This window comes from Paraburkholderia sp. LEh10 (assembly GCF_017814945.1).
GTDB lineage: Bacteria > Pseudomonadota > Gammaproteobacteria > Burkholderiales > Burkholderiaceae > Paraburkholderia.
Genome location: NZ_JAGIPX010000056.1, coordinates 35,080 through 52,646 on the forward strand (window position 1 = coordinate 35,080; position 17,567 = coordinate 52,646).

At 65.3% G+C, this 17,567-nt stretch carries 19 protein-coding genes; 14 read left to right on the top strand and 5 right to left on the bottom strand.

From position 1 onward, the window contains the following. The first annotated feature begins 118 nt into the window (after positions 1 to 118). The 4 genes from J8I87_RS46415 to J8I87_RS33190 all read left to right on the top strand — a co-directional run bounded on the left by J8I87_RS46415 (position 119) and on the right by J8I87_RS33190 (position 1,542). Positions 119 to 361 (top strand): hypothetical protein, encoded by a 243-nt coding sequence (locus J8I87_RS46415; protein ID WP_409518854.1) that lies wholly within the window; start codon positions 119 to 121, stop codon positions 359 to 361. 15 nt (positions 362 to 376) lie between these two features. After that, positions 377 to 631: a hypothetical protein gene (locus J8I87_RS46420; RefSeq protein WP_409518855.1), complete on the top strand. Its 255-nt coding sequence runs from the start codon at positions 377 to 379 to the stop codon at positions 629 to 631. A gap of 82 nt (positions 632 to 713) precedes the next feature. Beyond that, complete coding sequence (locus J8I87_RS33185; protein ID WP_209936464.1) at positions 714 to 1,058, top strand: hypothetical protein; 345 nt, start codon at positions 714 to 716, stop codon at positions 1,056 to 1,058. Between the two features lie 214 nt (positions 1,059 to 1,272). Then, positions 1,273 to 1,542, top strand: a complete 270-nt coding sequence (locus J8I87_RS33190) for an RNA-binding protein (protein WP_209936465.1) — start codon at positions 1,273 to 1,275, stop codon at positions 1,540 to 1,542. Between the two features lie 27 nt (positions 1,543 to 1,569). On the opposite strand, the gene nadE is transcribed toward J8I87_RS33190, so the two are convergent. Then, positions 1,570 to 2,406 (bottom strand): ammonia-dependent NAD(+) synthetase, encoded by an 837-nt coding sequence (nadE, locus tag J8I87_RS33195; protein WP_209936466.1) that lies wholly within the window; start codon positions 2,404 to 2,406, stop codon positions 1,570 to 1,572. Between the two features lie 319 nt (positions 2,407 to 2,725). Between nadE and J8I87_RS33200 the strand changes: the two genes are divergently transcribed. Next, positions 2,726 to 3,781 carry a L,D-transpeptidase gene (locus tag J8I87_RS33200; RefSeq protein WP_409518857.1) on the top strand — a complete coding sequence of 352 codons (1,056 nt, stop codon included), beginning with the start codon at positions 2,726 to 2,728 and terminating at the stop codon, positions 3,779 to 3,781. Positions 3,782 to 3,809: 28 nt separating this feature from the next. Here the strand turns inward: J8I87_RS33200 and J8I87_RS33205 are convergent, their stop codons facing one another. Together J8I87_RS33205 and J8I87_RS33210 are read right to left on the bottom strand one after the other, a co-directional pair. After that, positions 3,810 to 4,682: a DMT family transporter gene (locus tag J8I87_RS33205; protein ID WP_209936469.1), complete on the bottom strand. Its 873-nt coding sequence runs from the start codon at positions 4,680 to 4,682 to the stop codon at positions 3,810 to 3,812. Between the two features lie 148 nt (positions 4,683 to 4,830). Further along, on the bottom strand, positions 4,831 to 6,387 hold the full coding sequence (locus J8I87_RS33210; protein ID WP_209936470.1) for an AarF/ABC1/UbiB kinase family protein: 1,557 nt from the start codon (positions 6,385 to 6,387) through the stop codon (positions 4,831 to 4,833). Between the two features lie 381 nt (positions 6,388 to 6,768). Between J8I87_RS33210 and J8I87_RS33215 the strand changes: the two genes are divergently transcribed. After that, complete coding sequence (locus tag J8I87_RS33215) at positions 6,769 to 7,524, top strand: DeoR/GlpR family DNA-binding transcription regulator (protein WP_209936471.1); 756 nt, start codon at positions 6,769 to 6,771, stop codon at positions 7,522 to 7,524. 29 nt (positions 7,525 to 7,553) lie between these two features. Here the strand turns inward: J8I87_RS33215 and J8I87_RS33220 are convergent, their stop codons facing one another. Continuing rightward, the gene (locus J8I87_RS33220) at positions 7,554 to 8,666 is read right to left on the bottom strand and encodes a 2-aminoethylphosphonate--pyruvate transaminase (protein ID WP_409518856.1); all 1,113 of its coding nucleotides are present in this window, start codon (positions 8,664 to 8,666) and stop codon (positions 7,554 to 7,556) included. 344 nt (positions 8,667 to 9,010) lie between these two features. Here J8I87_RS33220 and phnS point away from each other — a divergent pair, with 344 nt between their 5' ends. From phnS to J8I87_RS33260, 8 genes are all read left to right on the top strand, one after another. Beyond that, positions 9,011 to 10,117 (top strand): 2-aminoethylphosphonate ABC transporter substrate-binding protein, encoded by a 1,107-nt coding sequence (phnS, locus tag J8I87_RS33225; protein ID WP_209936472.1) that lies wholly within the window; start codon positions 9,011 to 9,013, stop codon positions 10,115 to 10,117. Between the two features lie 109 nt (positions 10,118 to 10,226). Next, positions 10,227 to 11,327, top strand: a complete 1,101-nt coding sequence (phnT, locus tag J8I87_RS33230; protein ID WP_209936473.1) for a 2-aminoethylphosphonate ABC transport system ATP-binding subunit PhnT — start codon at positions 10,227 to 10,229, stop codon at positions 11,325 to 11,327. Beyond that, complete coding sequence (locus J8I87_RS33235; protein ID WP_209936475.1) at positions 11,305 to 12,222, top strand: 2-aminoethylphosphonate ABC transporter permease subunit; 918 nt, start codon at positions 11,305 to 11,307, stop codon at positions 12,220 to 12,222. The genes phnT and J8I87_RS33235 overlap by 23 nt, the downstream gene beginning before the upstream one ends. Then, on the top strand, positions 12,222 to 13,082 hold the full coding sequence (phnV, locus tag J8I87_RS33240; protein WP_245254345.1) for a 2-aminoethylphosphonate ABC transport system, membrane component PhnV: 861 nt from the start codon (positions 12,222 to 12,224) through the stop codon (positions 13,080 to 13,082). Before J8I87_RS33235 ends, phnV begins: the two co-directional genes overlap by 1 nt. Positions 13,083 to 13,172: 90 nt before the next feature. Next, positions 13,173 to 13,916, top strand: coding sequence for a phosphonate utilization associated transcriptional regulator (locus J8I87_RS33245; protein ID WP_209936476.1), 744 nt, complete (start codon positions 13,173 to 13,175; stop codon positions 13,914 to 13,916). Between the two features lie 43 nt (positions 13,917 to 13,959). Further along, entirely contained in the window at positions 13,960 to 15,219 is a 1,260-nt protein-coding gene (gene phnA, locus J8I87_RS33250) for a phosphonoacetate hydrolase (protein WP_209936477.1), read from the top strand. Then, positions 15,216 to 16,673 (top strand): phosphonoacetaldehyde dehydrogenase, encoded by a 1,458-nt coding sequence (gene phnY / locus J8I87_RS33255; RefSeq protein ID WP_209936478.1) that lies wholly within the window; start codon positions 15,216 to 15,218, stop codon positions 16,671 to 16,673. The genes phnA and phnY overlap by 4 nt, the downstream gene beginning before the upstream one ends. Positions 16,674 to 16,677: 4 nt before the next feature. Beyond that, the gene (locus J8I87_RS33260) at positions 16,678 to 17,241 is read left to right on the top strand and encodes a phosphonate degradation HD-domain oxygenase (protein ID WP_209936480.1); all 564 of its coding nucleotides are present in this window, start codon (positions 16,678 to 16,680) and stop codon (positions 17,239 to 17,241) included. Between the two features lie 96 nt (positions 17,242 to 17,337). On the opposite strand, the gene J8I87_RS33265 is transcribed toward J8I87_RS33260, so the two are convergent. Further along, a partial coding sequence (locus tag J8I87_RS33265; RefSeq protein ID WP_209936481.1) for a hypothetical protein occupies positions 17,338 to 17,567 on the bottom strand: 230 nt, incomplete at its 5' end.

Consider the following 17,567-nt stretch of genomic DNA (forward strand, 5'->3'; position numbering starts at 1 on the left):
CCTCAAGGGCGCGCTGATTAATGAATGCAAGTATGACGACCGCGCACGCCCAGGCGCACAGCACCCGTCGAATCGAATCTCCCGTCCGTCGCCCGCTGCGCATCGCGGGCTCGCGCGAATGATGCACAAGCGCGGCGTCGCGCTGGCGGCGATCGCGGCCGGCTTGCATCTGCAAATGGGGCCTGCGCTCGCGCAAGATGCGTCGATGCTCGACGAACGCGTCACGCAGGAAAACATTGCGACGACGATATGTCGGCCGGGCTATGCGGACACGGTTTCGCCGCCGTTCGACGACATGATGGATCACAAGGAGCGGCTTCTCACCGAGCGCCGCATCGGCGTGGAGCACGGCAGACGCTAGGCGCTGGATCGCCGCGTGCCGATCGTGCTGGGCGGATCGCCAGAAGCGCCCGACAATCTCGACCTTCTGCCTTGGGGCGGACGTCGCGGCGAGCGCCGCAAGGAACTGCTGACGGCGAAGCTCAAGCGCTGCGTCTGCGAGGGGCGCATGACGCTGAGCGACGCGCAGGCGGCCATCGCTGGCAATTGGTCCGCGCACTATGCGGGCTTCGGCAGCGCGCCCTGCGACGGCGACCGTGGGATGGCGCCAACGGGCAACGATGGTTCGTGAAACTCGATCGCCGGATGCTGTCGAGTGCGCTCGCTCGGGCTCAACAGGAACAGGCAACAAGCATCTATTTCGGAGAATCACGATGATGAAATCTTTGGTCGCCGGCATGGTCGCCGCGCTCGGCTGTTTCGCCGCGAGTCACGCCGCGTTGGCGGCGTCGTCATGCGGCAAGGACGGCGCGCTGCGGATTCGCGGCGATGTGCCCGGCGCGATCAGCTACGACGTATACAGCCAGTTGCAACCGCTCAGCGCCCACCGTCTCGCGCTCTTTCAGGACGCCGGCACGGTGAAGCGTCTGGGTGACGGGCTCGACGTTTGCGAAATCGCCGACGACGGCGTGTCCGATCCGGGCGCCGTGCTCGTGCACGTGCCGCAAGGCAAGATGGCGTGGTGGGTGAGCGCGGCGAGCGTCGAACGCGTGGACTGAGTTTCCCGCACGCGCGGGCGCTGTTTGCGCTGCGCCGGAATCATGTTTGAACCCTGCTTAACCAGTTTGCTCCGGGGCACGAATCTGGCTACGCTGACCATCGGGACGACACATCCCGAGGCCGTTCCGTCACGGTGATCGGTGCAACGCGCAGCGCGGCACAAAGGCGCGGCATCCGCTGCATGACCATCTACAAAGCAGGAGCGTGGCGCGTATGAAGATCATCGTGTGGAATATTCCTGAAGCCTGCTCCGAGCAGGAAGTGCGCGATTTTCTCGGCCACGAGCTCGGCCACTATGCTAAAGACATCGAAGTGTTCGAGCAGGGCACGCCGAACGCTTACGCGAAGGTCGAGGTCGACGCGGACGAAGCCTATGTCGCCGACGTCATCGCGCAGCAGTTCAACGGCAAGCAACTGGGCGGCGTCTCGCTGCAGGTGAGCGCCGTGCCGTTCGGCGGCGACGAGACGCCGCCGCGCAAGTAACGCGCTCGTGAGGCCCGCAGGCAGCGTTCAGTCGAACGGCGTGCAAGGCAGCGCGCGTTTGTGCCGCGTGCTGTCGTAAAAGCGCATGACGGTATCGAATACTGCTTCGCTGACGGGCTTGCCTTCCAGAAAATCGTCGATGTCGTCGTAGCGGATTCCGTACGCGTCCTCGTCTGGACGTTGAGGGCGCAACATCTCCAGGTCGGCGGTCGGAACCTTGTGTGCGAGCGCGTCGCTCGCGCCCAGCGCCTTGGCGAGCGCTCGCACCCGGCGCTTGGTCAGGCCCGCGAGCGGCAACACGTCGGCGCCGCCGTCGCCGAATTTCGTAAAGAAGCCCATCACCGATTCCGCCGCGTGATCGGTGCCGATCACCATGCCGCGCCGCGTGCTCGCCGCCGCGTACTGCGCGATCATCCGCTCGCGCGCCTTGATGTTGCCGTGGACGAAGTCTTGTTGCGAATCGTTTGCAAAGCTCATGCCGCTTGCGGTGAGCGAAGACAGCATCGCGTCAGCGGCGGGGCGGACATCGACGGTCAGCGTTTCATCGGCGCGAATGAACGCGAGCGCGTGCTGCGCGTCACGCTCGTCGTGCTGGATGCCATGAGGCAGGCGCATCGCGATGAAGCGCGCGTCGTATTGCGCGTCGCGCAGCCGCTCCACAGCGAGTTGCGCGAGGCGTCCCGCCGTCAGCGAATCGACGCCGCCGCTGATCGCGAGCACATAGGTCGCGAGCCCGTTCGCGCGCAGATAGTCGGCGAGAAACGCGATGCGCCGCTCGATTTCGAGCGCTGGATCGAAGCCGTCGGCGACATGCAGTTCTGCTGCGATCTGCCGCTGTCGCGCGGCGCGTTCCTGCTGATCCATGGGCGTTCTCCTCGAAAGCCGCGTTCATGTCCATCGATGATTGCATGAACTGCAGAATTGGGTGCGCCATCAAGCGTTGTCTGGTTTAATGTGGCATACCCATAATCAAATCTGAACGATCGAGGCTTTAAATCGACAGTACGGTATGCGCCACGCACTGGAAAAGCCGGCGTGACCGGTTTGTCATTTTCAGCAGCCGGCGCGAGGCGCATCGCCCCTGACGCCGGAAAGCGCCCGACGGCATGCCACGAGCGGCTGCGCGGGTTCAGCGACAGGCAGTGATGTTCGAACAAAAATGAACAGCAAAAAAGAGAACATGATGTTTATTCCGCCTGCACGAGAGAGGGTGGATCTGCAAGACGATGGACGGCGCGATTGTGACGGGGCAAGGTGGACCATTCCGCATGGAACGGCTACGCGCGCGCGGCGCTTCGCGTCGGGAGCGGTCAGGTCGTTGGCCACGTCGTTGGTCATTTCATTGACGCTGTCGTTGGCTGTTCCTGCATCGGCATCGAACGGGTTCGCGAGCGATACGCCGCAAGACCCGGCGAGCCCTGCCGTTGACGCGTCGGCCGTCGCCGCCCACGATGCCGTCGGCGGCGCCGATCCGCGCCGTGCGCTGTTGATGCGCGACGTGTTCGCGCGCAGCGTGACGCGCCGTCTGAATGTGCCCGCCGCCGAACAGCGCGCGTATGGCGGGCGCTTGCAGAACGCGCTGGAGCAGAACGATCTGGGCAATCTGTCAGGCGAGTATGTGGTGCTCGTCGATCGCAATGAGAACGTGCAGGCGCTCTTTGTCTACTTTCGCGCCGTGCCTGTCGACACGTGGCAGATGATCGGCGCGTCGCCTGTCGCGACGGGGCGGCCCGGGCAGTTCGATCACTTCATCACGCCCCTCGGTGTCTTCGAGCACACGCCCGACAACATGGATTTGCGCGCGGAAGGCACGATGAACCAGAACGGCATCCGTGGCTACGGCAAGCACGACATGCGCATCTTCGACCTCGGCTGGGCGCAGGGCGAACGCGGCTGGGGCAAGGGCGGCATGTCGCAGATGCGCTTCCAGATGCATGCCACCGACCCCGACAAGCTCGAGCCGATTCTCGGCATCCGCCATTCGAAGGGCTGCGTGCGGATACCCGCATCGCTGAACGTGTTTCTCGATCACTACGGCATTCTCGACCGCGAGTACGAGGCGCTCGTCGCCGACGGCAAGTCGCTGTGGGTGCTGCATTCGGACCGTGTCGCGACGCCCTGGGCCGGGCGCTATATCGCTGTCGTCGATTCGCAGCGCAAGGCGCGGCCCGCGTGGTCGCCGGTGCCCAGCCGCCAGGTCCGCGCAAAGGTGCCCGCGAACGCCGATACGGCGGACTAGCGGCCGCGCGCCGCGCCGCGAAGCGTATTCACGACCGTGCGAGCAGCACCCCGATCAACGCGACGATGAAGCCCGCCGCTTGCACGGCCGTCAGCGTTTCGCCGAACCCGATATAGCCTTCGAGCGCGGCGAGCGGCGGGGCGAGAAACAACAGCGCGGTCGCGCGCGACGCGTCGCCGCGCCGGACCATCCAGACGAGCAGCGTGACGCTCACGCCCGACAGCATCACGATGCCCCACGCGAGCGACAGCCATAACCCGGGCGACGGAATCCATTTGTGCTCGCCGAGCGCCAGCGCGAACACGAGTGCGACGATTGCCGCGCCGAAGTTCTGCACGGCGCTCGCGCTGCGGATATCCGCGCCCGCCAGCGACGTCTTCTGGATCAGCGTGCCCGCCGTGATCGCGCAGACAGCGAGAATCGAGACGGTCACGACCAGCCACTGCGGCACGCCGCCGTGCATGACGGGCGCCTGGGCCGCTGCGAGCTTCGGTTGCAGCACGAGCGCGACGCCGGCGAGGCCGAGCAGCATGCCCGACCAGCCGCGCGCCGACAGGCGTTCGCCGAACAGCGGCGCGGCGACGGCCGCCGTCAGAAGCGGTTGCAGCGCGCCGAGCAGCGCCATGATGCCCGCGCTCATGCCCTGCGCGACGGCCCAGTAGCCCGCGCCGAGATACACGCCTTGCAGCAGCGCGCCGGCGATCAGGTGCTTGCCGAGCGCGCGGCCCGTCGGCCATGCGACCCGCGCGAGCAGCGCGGCCGCGATGAACAGCAGCGCGGTGCCGCTGAAGCGCGCGAGCAGGAACAGATTCGGATCGGCATAGGGCTTGATTGCGCGGGCGACCACGAACCCCGTCGACCATAGAACGACGAAAACAACGGCATTGAACACGACCAGCATCGGACAGCCCGGACCACGGACAAGAGGCTCGCAGTATCGGAGCAAGCGTATCCGGCTGTCTTGTTCGAATCTGCACTGGCTCGAAGCTGGGCGGGCGCGTCGCGGACGGGCACCCGCTGCGGCATCGGGTGCTCAATCGGGCAATCGTTCAATACGCGAGCAGCACCGCGATCGCGCCGAGCAATCCGCCGCAAATGGTGCACGCCCACAGCAGCGCGCGCGTGCGACGGTATTCGACCAGCACGTCGCTGACCAGTTGCGCCTGCTGCCGCGCTGTCGCCGCCGCATGCTGATGCTGCAGATAGCGCACGGCCAGTTGCGGAATACGCGGCGCCAGATGCGCGAGATGCGGCAATTCCTGCGCGATGTGCCTAATCCAGCCGCGATGATCGCGCTCGCGGCGCGCGAGCTTCAGCAGCACCGAGCGCGCGATCTTCCACGAATCGACGCCGGGATGCAGCGCGTTCGCCAGCATCTCCGCCTGCTCGAACGTGCGCTGTGCGGCGGCAAGGCGCGGCGGCACTTCGCCGCCGAACGGATGCACGGCAAAGAGCAGATGATGAAACAGCGCGCCCGCCGAGCGCTCATGCGACTCTGCCGCGAAATGCGCTTCGGCGCGCGTGCGCAGCTCGGCTTCGAGCTTCTCGGGGCGAGTCTCTTGCGACACGTGCCCGGCCTCGTGATGCAGATGCGCAAGCCGGCCGTAGTCCTGGTCGAAGAGGGCCGTCGAGCCGTGCACGAAGAACTCGCGCTCATGCGTCGACAGGCTCGACATCACCGCGAAGTCAGCGAGCACGATGCGTCCCAGCGTGTCCGGCTCGATGCTCACGCGCACGCGGCGTGCATCGAGCGTCGCGTGGAAGAAGCCGTGCTCGAACGCCTGTTCAGTGACCACTTCGATCAGATGCTCGGCGAGCGGCACCAGCTTCACGCCGCGCGCCGACAGGCCGGACAGATCCAGCGCGGGCAGCGACTCGACATGGCGCATCGCGAGCGTGCGGTCGGTGCACAGCTCCCAGATTACAGCGGGGATCGCGAGACGCTTGTCGTCGGCGAAATGATGGGCGGTCTGGCTCAGGTTCGCGGCTTCGGCGCGCAGATCGAAGCGGCGCAGGATTTCCTGCGTGAAGGTGTCGGCGATGTCGCGCAGCCGCAGACGCCGCGCCTGCTTCGACAGCTTTTCCAGCCATCGCGCGACCCAGCGCAGCAACGCCGCTTCGTCGGCGATTTCCTGGACCTGCGCGGTGCGCACGAGCTTGATCGCGATGTCGCAATGTCCGTCGATCGGCTCCGCAAGGCGCGCGACATGGGTCTGTTCGGCGAAGCCGTTTCGCGCGGGCGTCAGATCGATCGAGGCGAAAAGCGTCGCGACGGGGCGTCCGAGCGCCGTGGCGATCGCGTGCTCGACCTGGTTCGGCGGCAACGGCGTTTCGAGGTGGCTGACGGCGTCGATTGCATCGTGCAGCGTGCCCGTCGCGAGTTCGGGATGGCGCGCGAGCGATTCGGCAAAGGCGCTCGCGAGCGGGCCGAGATTAGGCAGCGCGCGATGCACGCCGGCGCGCCCGCCCGGCGACGCGTGCACGCGCGCGGCAAGCGTGACGATCCAGTGCAGCTTGTGCTGCTTGGGCGCAGCGAGCCAAACGATACGCGCGCCGTAGCGCAGCGCGTGAAACAGCAGTCGTAGTCGGCGAAACAGTGGGGGCATCGGCGGTTCGTTCGACGGAGCGCGTGTCGGGGCGCGTGTCGGGACGTTTAACAGGGCGCGTGTCGGGGCGTTTAACGGCGCGCAATTCGGGCCGCGCGCCAAGACCGCTCAGATTAGCAGGGATACGCCGCCCGGAACACCGGTATGGATGCTCTCTCTCTCTCTCTCTCTCTCTCTCTCTCTCTCTCTCTCTCTCTCTCTGCGCGCGCGCGCCGCCGCACGCGCAAGGCATCTGCAGGTAGCGCGCAATCGATGCGCAATCGATTCGCAAGCGATTCGTCACGTCCTACCTCCGCGCCGGGAGCGGGTGCGTAATACAATACGCCGGGCTAGCCCAATCCCAGAACACACGCTCGCCGCCTCGCGGCGGCCAACCCACCGATGCTGGCAGAACAACGTCATCAATACATCCTGGCTAAGGTCACCAAGACGGGCGCGCTGTCGGTCGCCGAACTGGTTCGCGAACTGAACGTATCGCGCGAGACGATCCGCCGCGATCTGAACGCGCTCGCCGAGCGCGGCCTGATCGTGACGACGCATGGCGGCGCGTTGTCGAGCGACCGGCGCGAGCCCGACCTCGACACCCGCGAAGCCGCGAACGCGGGCGCGAAACGGGCAATCGGCGAGCGCGCGGCGCTGCTGGTGCCGGACGGCGCGTCCATCATCATCGACTCGGGCAGCACGACGCACGCTGTCGCGCGCGCGCTGACGGATCGCCACCGCCTGACCGTCTACACGAACGACTGGCGCATCGCGCTGCTGCTCGGGCGCCGCAATGACAACCGCGTGACGCTGCTCGGCGGCGAGCTGTCGGACAACGAAGACGCCGCGTTCGGCCTCGATACGATTCACCAGCTATCGCACTATCACGCGGATTTCGCGCTGATCGGCGCGGGCGGCATCACGCCCGACGCCCAACTGTCCGACTACTCGCGCATGGCCGCCGAAGTGCGCAGCCGGATGATCGGCGCGGGCAACATGGTCATTGTCGTCGCCGACAATTCGAAATTCGGCCGCGTGACGCCCGTGCGCATCGACGGACTGGAAAAAGCGCGCTACGTGGTGACGGAACTCGCACCGGACCGCGCGCTCGCGAAGGCGATCACTGCGCGCGGTCCGGAAATCTTGATCGCGTGAGTGTCACGCCTCGCGTTGCTGCCTTTCGTTCACTTCACGCTGATGCCGAGGCTCGCCAGCGTCCGGCCGATCGCGGCGACGGCATTGTGCATCTCGTTCGTGTCGATCGAACCGATGCAGCCGACGCGGAACGTCTCCACCTGCGTGAGCTTGCCCGGATACAGGATGTATCCGGCCTCGCGCACGGCTGCATAAAACTGCGCAAATTGCCACTTCGGATCACGCGGCGCATGGAACGTGACGATCACGGGCGCCTGCACGTCGGCGGGCAGGAACGACTCAAAGCCGAGCGCCTTCATGCCGTCGATCAATGCCCCGCAGTTGCGCGCGTAGCGCGCGCCGCGCGCCGGCTGGCCGCCTTCGGCGATGAACTGGTCGAGCGCCGTGCGCAGCGCGGCGAGCACGTGCGTCGGTGGCGTAAAGCGCCATTGTGTGGTTTTTTGCATGTATGCGAACTGGTCGTACAGATCGAGCGCGAGCGACGGCGAACGTCCCTCGCACGCTTCGAGCACGCTGCGCCGCACGATCACGAAGCCCATGCCGGGCACGCCTTCCAGGCACTTCCCGCTCGCCGACACGAGCGCGTCGATGCCGTCCGCGCGCAGGTCGATGGGCAGCGCGCCGAACGAACTCATCGCGTCGACGATCAGGCTCTTGCCGTGGCGCTCGCAGACGGCGGCGATCTCGTCGAGAGGATTCAGCAGGCCCGCGCTCGTTTCCAGATGCACCTGCGCGATGTGCGTGATGCGCGGGTCGCGGTTGAACGCGTCTTCGATCGCGGCGGCGCTCACCGGCTGGTCTTCGCGCAGCGGCAGCTCCACATACGCGATGCCCATGCGCTGCAGCACCTTGACGATGCGCGCGCAATACGCGCCGTTGTTCGGCACGAGCACGCGGCCGTCGCGCGGCACCAGCGTGCCCAGCGCAGCTTCGACGGCAAACGTGCCGCTGCCCTGGAGCGGCACGCAGACATACTCGTCGCCGCCATGCACGATCTCGACCAGATCGGCGCAGACGCTTTGCGTCATGCGGTTGAATGCGGCGTCCCACGAGCCCCAGTCGCGCAGCATCGATTGACGCGTTGCCGGCGAGGTCGTCAGCGGTCCCGGCGTAAGCAGGATCGGGTCGTTTCCAAGAATCACACAGCCTCCTTAATATTGGTGAAATGCGCCTTGCCGGGCGCCCATTGCGTTGTCCGTTGTTTTGCATATTATTGGCTATTTGTGTCATTTTGTGGAAATCGTCAGAATCTTCACGTCGCTGTCACAAAAAGAGACGATCCTTGCCGTGCCCATTCAGGCAAGGCGCCCAGCAACGCTAATGGTCGGAGGGATGTCTTGGCGCAAGCGCCGCAAGAAAAGTTGTCAGCAATCTGCAATTCGCACGGCTTCGGCTGCGAATCAGCCGGGCGGCTCTTCCGAAGGGCAGTCCGGACACCACGACTATCGGGATACCCACAGGTTTTTTGCCTTTCGGAGAGAACGACATGAAAAAGACGGATCACCTTCGCCCGGCGGGCCGTATCGGTCGCATTGGCCAGACGGCTCGCAAGCTGCTGCCCGCGCTCGTCGCGGCAGCCGCGTTCGGCGGCGCGATGTCCGCGCACGCGGCGGGCGCGGTCGTGCTGTATACGGCTGACGGCCTCGAGAATCTCTACAAGGACGTGCTGCCTGCGTTCGAGAAGCGGGAAAGCGTAAAGGTCAACATCGTGACGGCGGGCAGCGGCGAAGTCGTGAACCGCGCGACCGTCGAGAAGGACGCGCCGAAGGCCGACGTGATCGTCACGCTGCCGCCGTTCATCCAGCAGGCGGCGCAGTCGGGCCTGCTGCAGAACTACGAGAGCGTGAACTACAAGAACGTGCCCGCTATCGCGAAGGCTTCCGACGGTGCGTGGGCGACCTTCGTGAACAACTATTTCTCGTTCGCGATCAACCCGGAAGTCGTGAAGACCCAGCCGAAGACATTCGCCGACCTGCTGCACCCCGACTACAGCGGCAAGATCGCGTACTCGAACCCGGCGACGGCGGGCGACGGCATGGCCGTGATCATCCTGACCACGTCGCTGATGGGCGAAGACAAGGCGTTCGACTACCTGAAGAAGCTGGAGCAGAGCGCCAAGTTCCACACCAAGGGCACGGGCTACCTCGACGTGCTGCTCTCGCGTAACGAAATCGCGGTCGCAAACGGCGACCTGCAGATGGACCTCGACGACGCGGCCAACGGCGGCCTGTCGCTCAAGCCGATCTTCCTTGCAGCCGAGACGGGCGGCCAGCCGACCACGTTCCAGCTGCCGTACGCGATCGGCCTGATCAAGAACGGCCCGAATCAGCCGCAAGGCAAGAAGCTGATCGACTATCTGATGTCGGTGGAAGTGCAGTCGAAGGTGCCGGACATCTTCGGCATTCCGGGCCGCACCGACGTGCCGCTTTCCGGCAAGAACGGCGCGGCTGTCAAGCAGGCGATCGCGGGCGTCAAGCTGATCCCCGTCGACTGGAACCAGGTGATGGCGAAGAAGGCGGAATGGACGGCCCGCTGGAAGAGCGACGTGATCGGCAATTCGGGCAAGCAACTCGAAGTCGTCAAGCCGAAATAATCACGGCGTCTGATGGAAGTCGCGCGGCGTGACAATAGACACGCCGCGCGAGATGCATTTGGCGCGCGCGTGCGCCATTCAAAGTCACCAACGTAAGAGGATGGACCCGGTGAATACTGCGACCCTTGCTGGTTCCGGCGCGCTGGACGCGACGCCGCGCGCGGATGGCGCCGCTCAGACGGAGGCGCCCGGCGGCGTGCAGATCGAACACCTGACGGTGCGCTTCGGCGCGCGCACGGTGCTCGACGATCTGTCGCTGACGATCGAGCGCGGCGAACTGTTGACCGTGCTCGGCCGCAGCGGCTGCGGCAAGACGACGTTGCTGCGCTTCATCGCCGGTTTCATCGAGGCGGACGGCCTCGCAGGCACGCTGACGGTCGCGGGCCGCGACCTCACGCACGTGCCGCCGCACAAGCGCAATCTGGGCCTGCTGTTCCAGAGCTATGCGCTGTTCCCGCATTTGTCGGTGTTCGAGAACGTCGCGTTCGGCCTGCGCGCGCGACGCATCTCGACAAAGGAAATCGCGCGCCGCGTGGCCGATGCGTTGAAGCTCGTGCAGCTCGGCGACGCCGGCCACGTGATGCCGGCGCAACTATCGGGCGGCATGCAGCAGCGCGTGGCGCTCGCCCGCGCGCTCGTGATCGAGCCCGACGTGCTGCTGCTCGACGAGCCGCTTTCCGCGCTCGACGCCAATCTGCGCGCGTCGGTGCGCTCGGAGCTGAAGGCGCTGCATGAGCGCCTGCCGAACCTGACCATCGTCTGCGTGACGCACGACCAGGACGACGCGCTCGTGCTGTCCGACCGCACGCTGCTGATGCGCGAAGGCCATATCGCGCAGCTCGGCACGCCGCAGGAACTGTACGACAAGCCCAACGACGCGTTCGTCGCGCGTTATCTCGGCGCGGTCAATCTGCTGCCGCCGAACGTCGCGTTTGCGCTCGGCGATGCGCGCTACGGCGAGCGCGACCGCGTCGCGTGCCTGCGTCCCGAGGCAGTGCGCATCGTGCCGCTCGGCGAAGGCCAGTTGCACGGCACGATTACATCCGTCGAGTGGTACGGCTCAGTGCTGTCCGTGCAGGTCGCGCTCGATGCGATGCCCGACGAACCCGTGCTCGTTTCGATGCAGCGCGGCACTGGCGTGACGCCCGAAAAGGGCGTGCGGATCTCCGTGCGTTACGAGGCAGACGATGTCGTCCTTATCCAGCCCTGACGCGCTCGCCACTGACGCGCGCCGCGCCGCGACGGCCGCGTCGCACGCGGCGGCGAAGCGGCGGCGCGAGCGCCTGTCGCAATGGCATCTGGTGTTCCTCGCCGTGGTCGTGCTCGGCCCGCTCGTGATCTATCCGCTCGTGCGTCTCGTGCTGCTCAGCCTGACGGGCGAGCACGGTCTGAGCTTTCGCGCGTACGCGGCGTTTTTCCGCAATCCCGAGACGAGCGGCGTGATCGGCACGACGCTGTGGATCCTGTTCCTGAGCGCGGGACTCGCGTCGATTCTCGGTGTCGCGCTCGCGTCGCTGCTGTTCTTCAAGCCGTTTCCTGGCGCGCGGCTCGTTACGCGTTTTCTCGAACTGTTCGTCGCGTTCCCGTCGTTTCTCGTGGCGTTCACGCTGATCTTTCTATATGGCTCGCAAGGCTCCGTCAGTATCGGCCTGCAACGGCTCTTTCATCTCGAAGCGCCGCCGCTCGACTTTCTGTTCGGCATCGGCGGCGTGATTCTCGCGGAAGTGGTGTTCTACGCGCCGTTCGTCGTGCGCCCGACGCTCGCATCGTTCGCGATGCTCGACATGCGCCTGATCGAAGCCGCGCGCAGTCTCGGCGCAAACGGCTGGATGGTCGCGTTTCGCGTGATCGTGCCGCTCGCGTGGCCGGGCATCGCGGCGGGCACGATCCTGTGCTTCCTGCTGACATTGAACGAGTTCGGCATTCTGCTCGTGCTCGGCAGTGCGCATCTGATCACGCTGCCCGTGGCGATCTACAGTTCGGCCACCGTCGATCTCGATCTGCCGACGGCCGCAGCCGGCGCGGTCGTCATGCTGGCGATGTCGCTGTCGTTGTATGCGCTGTACCGCCAGGTCAACAGGCGCAAGGTGGGAGGAGCGAAATAATGTCCGACGTCGATCAAACCGTGCTGCCCGCCGTGCATCATCGCGCGCGGCCTGTTCAACACGGACTCGTCACGCGCATCGCGGGCGGTCTGTTCATGGCGTTCGCCGCATTGCTGTGCTTCTGGCTCTTCGTGCTGCCTGTGATCGTCGTCGCGCTGTCGAGTGTCGCCGCGCACTGGTCGGGCACGATCCTGCCCGACGGCTTCAGCATGCGCTGGTTCGAGCGCCTCGGCGGCAGTGATTTCGACGCGCTGATGACCAGTCTGCAGATCGGCTTCGGCGTCGCGATTCTCGGCACGGTGCTCGGCCTGTGGCTGGCGCTCGCGCTCGAAGGGCGCGACCGGCGGGGCATCGGTGCGCTCGTCGATACGATCGCGATGGTGCCCAACGGCGTGCCGAGCGTCGTGCTCGGTCTCGCCGTGCTGATCGCGTATCACAAGAAGCCGCTCGATCTGTCGAGTTCGGCGGCCATTGTCGTGTTCGTGCAGTTGGCGCTCGTGTTGCCGTTCTGCTATCGCTGCGCGGCGGCCGCGCTGCGGCCCGAGCTGACCGTGTTGCGCGAAGCGGCCGCGAGCCTCGGCGCGCCGCCGTCGACGGTGCTGCGCCGTGTCGTGCTGCCGCAACTCGTGCCCGCGATCCGCGCGTCCCTCGCGCTGGGCTTCGCGCTGTCGCTCGGCGAACTGGGCGCGACGCTCACCGTCTATCCGCCCGGTTTCGCGACGGTGCCGATCGTGGTCGTCGGCCAGGTCGAGCGCGGCTACTATCTGCCCGCGTCCGCGCTGTCTCTCATTCTGCTGCTCGCGTCGCTTGCCTCGCTGCTTCTGATTGCTGCCCGCGTGCCGCGCCGCCGCGTGGATTGAGCAACGACGTTTCCTGATTTTCCCCGAGGCGTGCCTGTGCCGGCACGCCGCACCTGACGGCCGCATCTCGATGTGGCAAAAAATGTCGAAATGACCGAAAATATGGAAATTGGGCCAAATGACCGGATCGACGTGGTGAGGCGGCACTCGCTGACGGCGCTGGTGCGCGACGAGATCGAGCGCAATATCGTCGACGGCATGCTGGCGCCGGGCGACAAGCTCAACGAAGCCGAATGGGCCGCGCGTCTGCAAGTGTCACGCGGTCCCGTGCGCGAGGCGTTTAGGGCGCTGGAGCAGGCGGGGCTCGTGCGTAATGAGAAAAACCGCGGCGTGTTCGTGCGGACGGTTTCGCTGGACGAGGCCGATGAAATCTATGCGGTGCGCGCGGTGCTCGAAGAGGCGGCGTGCCGGATGCTGGCGACGCGTATCGACGCCGCCCAGCTTGCCGCGCTGCGCGCGCATGTCGATGCGATGCGCGCCGCGCGCGATGCGGGCGACCACGGCGCGTACGCGCGAGCGAATGTGGCGTTTCACGATGCGATTGTGGCGTCGGCGGGCAACGGCAAGCTGTATGAGACGTATAGCCGGCTGGTGGGCGAGTTGAGTCTGTTCCGGCGCACAGCGCTCAGCGTGCGGGCCGACGCGATGGAGCGTTCGCTCGCCGAGCACCGCGCGATCCTGTCGGCGCTCGCGGCGCGCGATGCGGACGAAGCCGCGCGGCAGATGCTCGCGCATGTGGACGGCGGCAGGCAGCGCGTGCACGAGGCCGGCGAGCCGCGCGCGCCGAACCAGACGGACGATGGCGATGACGCCCTGAGCGCGCGCCTCGCCTGAACGAATCAAGAACACGCGTCGGCGACGCGTAGGGAAGAGAACGATGGCAATCCGATCCGAACGAAGTGTTGAAGTGAATGGCCGCAGCTACCGGCTGCCCGTGAAGCCGACGGTGGTGGTATGCGTCGACGGCTGCGAGTACGACTATCTGGAAGCGGCGGTGACGGCGGGCGTGGCGCCGTTTATCGGCAAGATGCTGCGTGACGGCGCGGCATTTCGCGGCGACTGCGTGATTCCGTCGTTCACGAACCCGAACAACCTGTCGATCGTGTGCGGCGTGCCGCCGTCCGTGCATGGCATCTGCGGCAACTACTTCTGGGACCCGCAGGCCAACGACGGCAAGGGCGCCGAAGTGATGATGAACGATCCCGCCTATCTGCGCGCGCCGACGTTGCTCGCGGCTGCCGCCGACGCGGGCGCGGCCGTCGCCGTCGTCACGGCCAAGGACAAGCTGCGCCGCCTGCTCGGCAACAAGATGAAGGGCATCTGCTTCTCGGCGGAAAAGGCCGACAAGGCAACGCTCGAAGAGAACGGCATCGACGGCGTGCTCGATCTGGTCGGTCTGCCGTTGCCCGATGTGTACAGCGCGGGTCTGTCCGAGTTCGTGTTCGCGGCGGGCGTGCGGCTCGCGCAGACGCGCGAGCTCGATCTGATGTACCTGTCGACCACCGACTACATCCAGCACAAGTGGGCGCCCGGCACGGAAGGCGCGAACGCGTTCTACGCGATGATGGACGGCTACCTTGCGCAGCTGGACGCGCTCGGCTGGGTGATCGGTCTCACCGCCGACCACGGCATGAACGCGAAGCATGATCCGCAGACGGGCGAGCCGAACGTGATCTATTTGCAGGACGTGATGGACGAATGGCTCGGCGCGCGCGCCGCACGCGTCATCCTGCCGATCACCGATCCGTATGTCGTGCATCACGGCGCGCTCGGCTCGTTCGCGACGATCTATCTGCCGCGCGACGCGAATGCACGCCAGGTGATCGAGCGCCTTGGCGGCCTCGACGATATCGAGGTCGTGCTCGACAACAAGACGGCCTGCGAGCGCTTCGAATTGCCGAACGACCGTGTCGGCGACATCGTTGTCGTCAGCAGGAAGAACACGGCGCTCGGCACGCGCCGCGATGAACATGACCTCTCCGGCCTGACGGTGCCGCTGCGTTCGCACGGTGGTCTATCGGAGCAGGAAGTGCCGTTGATCTTCAACGGGCGCATCGACGAAGCACGCGTCGCGGGCAAGCGACTGCGCAATTTCGATGTGTTCGACATCGCGCTCAACCATCTGGCGGCATCATGAACGCAATCTTGCAGTCCAACGATCATCCCGCGTTTCGCGCGGAAGCGCTGCGCCTGAAGGGCGAGCGCGCAGCGCGCCCGCGGACGCTCGATGTGTTCGATCCGTACACGGGCATGCGCGTCGGCACGGTGCCGAAGGCGAGCGTCGACGATGTGCGTACCGCGTTCGACTATGGGGCCGCGTATTGCGCGAGGCTCTCCCGCTATGAACGCTCGCAGATTCTCGAGCGCGCGGGCATGCTGTTGCGTGAACGGCTCGAAGAGGCATCCGATCTGATTTCGCTCGAAGCCGGCTTGTCGAAGCAGGACTCGCGCTATGAGATCGGACGTGTCGCCGACGTGCTGAAGTTCGCGTCGATGGAAGCGTTGCGCGACGACGGTCAGAGCTTCTCGTGCGATCTGACGCCGCATGGCAAGAAGCGCCGCGTGTTCACGCAGCGCGATCCGCTTGCTGGCGTGATCGTCGCGATCACGCCGTTCAATCACCCGATGAACCAGGTCGCGCACAAGATCGCGCCCGCTATCGCGACGAACAATCGCGTGATTCTGAAGCCGTCGGAAAAGGTGCCGCTGTCGGCGTTTTATTTCGCTGATCTTCTTTACGAAGCGGGCCTTCCCGCGCCGATGCTGCAAGTGCTGACGGGCGACCCGCGCGAAATCGCCGACGAACTCATCACGAATCCGCTCGCCGAACTCGTGACGTTCACGGGCGGCGTGGCGATCGGCAAGCATATCGCTGAGCGCGCGGGCTATCGTCGTGTGGTGCTGGAGCTCGGCGGCAACGATCCGCTGATCGTGCTCGAAGACGCGGATCTCGAACGCGCGGCGGCGTTGGCCGTGCAGGGCTCGTACAAGAACTCCGGTCAGCGATGCACGGCCGTCAAGCGGATGATCGTGCAAACGAGCATTGCTGCCCGCTTCACGGAACTGGTGGTCGAGAAGACGCGCGAATGGACATATGGCGATCCGTTCGATGCGTCGAACCGGATGGGCACGGTGATCGACGAGGACGCGGCGCGTCTTTTCGAAGCGCGCGTGAATGAAGCGGTCGCGCAGGGCGCGCGCCTGTTGACGGGAAACCGGCGTGAGGGCGCGCTGTATTCGCCGACGGTCGTCGATCGGGTTGAGCCGTCGATGACGCTGATCCGCGAGGAAACCTTCGGCCCCGTCTCGCCGATCATCACGTTCGACACCATCGACGACGCGATCCGCATCAGCAACGGTACGCCGTTTGGTCTGTCGTGCGGCCTGTGCACGAACCGGCAGGACGCGATGACGCGCTTCATCAACGAGCTGCGCGTTGGCACGGTGAACGTGTGGGAAGTGCCCGGTTATCGCGTGGAGCTGACGCCGTTCGGCGGCATCAAGGATTCGGGTCTCGGCTACAAGGAAGGCGTGCAGGAAGCGATGAAGAGCTTTACGAATCTCAAGACCTTTTCTCTTCCGTGGGAATGATGTTGTGGCACTGAGTCTGGACGACATTCGCGGACTGTTCGAGGCGCACGGCCAACTTGCCTATAGCGGCGAGCCGGTGACGCAGCTCGAACATGCTCTGCAAAGCGGCGCACTGGCCGAAGCGGACGGCGCAACCGACGAGTTGATCGCGGCGGCGTTCCTGCACGACCTCGGACATCTGCTGAACCGGCAGGGCGAGACGCCGACCGAGCGTGGTATCGACGATCTTCATCAATATTTCGCGTTGCCGTTTCTACGGCCGGTGCTGCCCGAAGCGGTGCTCGAGCCGATCCGTCTGCATGTCGACGCAAAGCGCTGTCTGTGCGCAATCGATGCGGCGTACTTTGGGAAGTTGTCGGCGGATTCCGTGCGCAGTCTGGAACTGCAGGGCGGCATCTTCAGCGACGACGAGGCGAAGGCGTTCTTGCAAAAGGCGTATGCGGAAGATGCGCTGCGTTTGCGTCGCTGGGACGATCTTGCGAAGGAGGCGAATCGCCCGACGCCTGATCTCGACCATTATCTGAATGTCGTATCGCGCGTGATGGAGAGGCATGCAGTTGCTTCTTGACGCATGTCTATATGTGGCCTTGACTGTGATAGCCGGCTTGTATGTCATGCGCGTTACGGATATCAAAAAACCGCTTGCAAGCGCTGAGGCAAGTGTCTAGAATTCCCGTCTTTCGCGCTGCGGCCAACGCGGCGCGAGGGAAACGAGGAAGGCGGGAAAGCCAGCAGTGACAGGGTTTTTCAGCGAAGTCGGCGGGTTGGGAAGTAAAAAAACCTGTTGACGAAATCCAGAAGGTTCTTCATAATCTCCTTTCTCTGCTGCTGACGCAGCAACGCGGTGAAAGCAAGGCGCTTCCTGCGAATGTTCTTTAAAAATCAACAGCCGAT

Coding starts and splice junctions, on each gene's coding strand:
- J8I87_RS46415 (WP_409518854.1), top strand. CDS start 119: ATGATGCACAAGCGCGGCGTCGCGCTGGCGGCGATCGCGGCCGGCTTG.
- J8I87_RS33185 (WP_209936464.1), top strand. CDS start 714: ATGATGAAATCTTTGGTCGCCGGCATGGTCGCCGCGCTCGGCTGTTTC.
- J8I87_RS33190 (WP_209936465.1), top strand. CDS start 1,273: ATGAAGATCATCGTGTGGAATATTCCTGAAGCCTGCTCCGAGCAGGAA.
- nadE (WP_209936466.1), bottom strand. CDS start 2,406: ATGGATCAGCAGGAACGCGCCGCGCGACAGCGGCAGATCGCAGCAGAA.
- J8I87_RS33200 (WP_409518857.1), top strand. CDS start 2,726: ATGTTTATTCCGCCTGCACGAGAGAGGGTGGATCTGCAAGACGATGGA.
- J8I87_RS33205 (WP_209936469.1), bottom strand. CDS start 4,682: ATGCTGGTCGTGTTCAATGCCGTTGTTTTCGTCGTTCTATGGTCGACG.
- J8I87_RS33210 (WP_209936470.1), bottom strand. CDS start 6,387: ATGCCCCCACTGTTTCGCCGACTACGACTGCTGTTTCACGCGCTGCGC.
- J8I87_RS33215 (WP_209936471.1), top strand. CDS start 6,769: ATGCTGGCAGAACAACGTCATCAATACATCCTGGCTAAGGTCACCAAG.
- phnS (WP_209936472.1), top strand. CDS start 9,011: ATGAAAAAGACGGATCACCTTCGCCCGGCGGGCCGTATCGGTCGCATT.
- J8I87_RS33235 (WP_209936475.1), top strand. CDS start 11,305: ATGTCGTCCTTATCCAGCCCTGACGCGCTCGCCACTGACGCGCGCCGC.
- phnV (WP_245254345.1), top strand. CDS start 12,222: ATGTCCGACGTCGATCAAACCGTGCTGCCCGCCGTGCATCATCGCGCG.
- J8I87_RS33245 (WP_209936476.1), top strand. CDS start 13,173: ATGACCGAAAATATGGAAATTGGGCCAAATGACCGGATCGACGTGGTG.
- phnA (WP_209936477.1), top strand. CDS start 13,960: ATGGCAATCCGATCCGAACGAAGTGTTGAAGTGAATGGCCGCAGCTAC.
- phnY (WP_209936478.1), top strand. CDS start 15,216: ATGAACGCAATCTTGCAGTCCAACGATCATCCCGCGTTTCGCGCGGAA.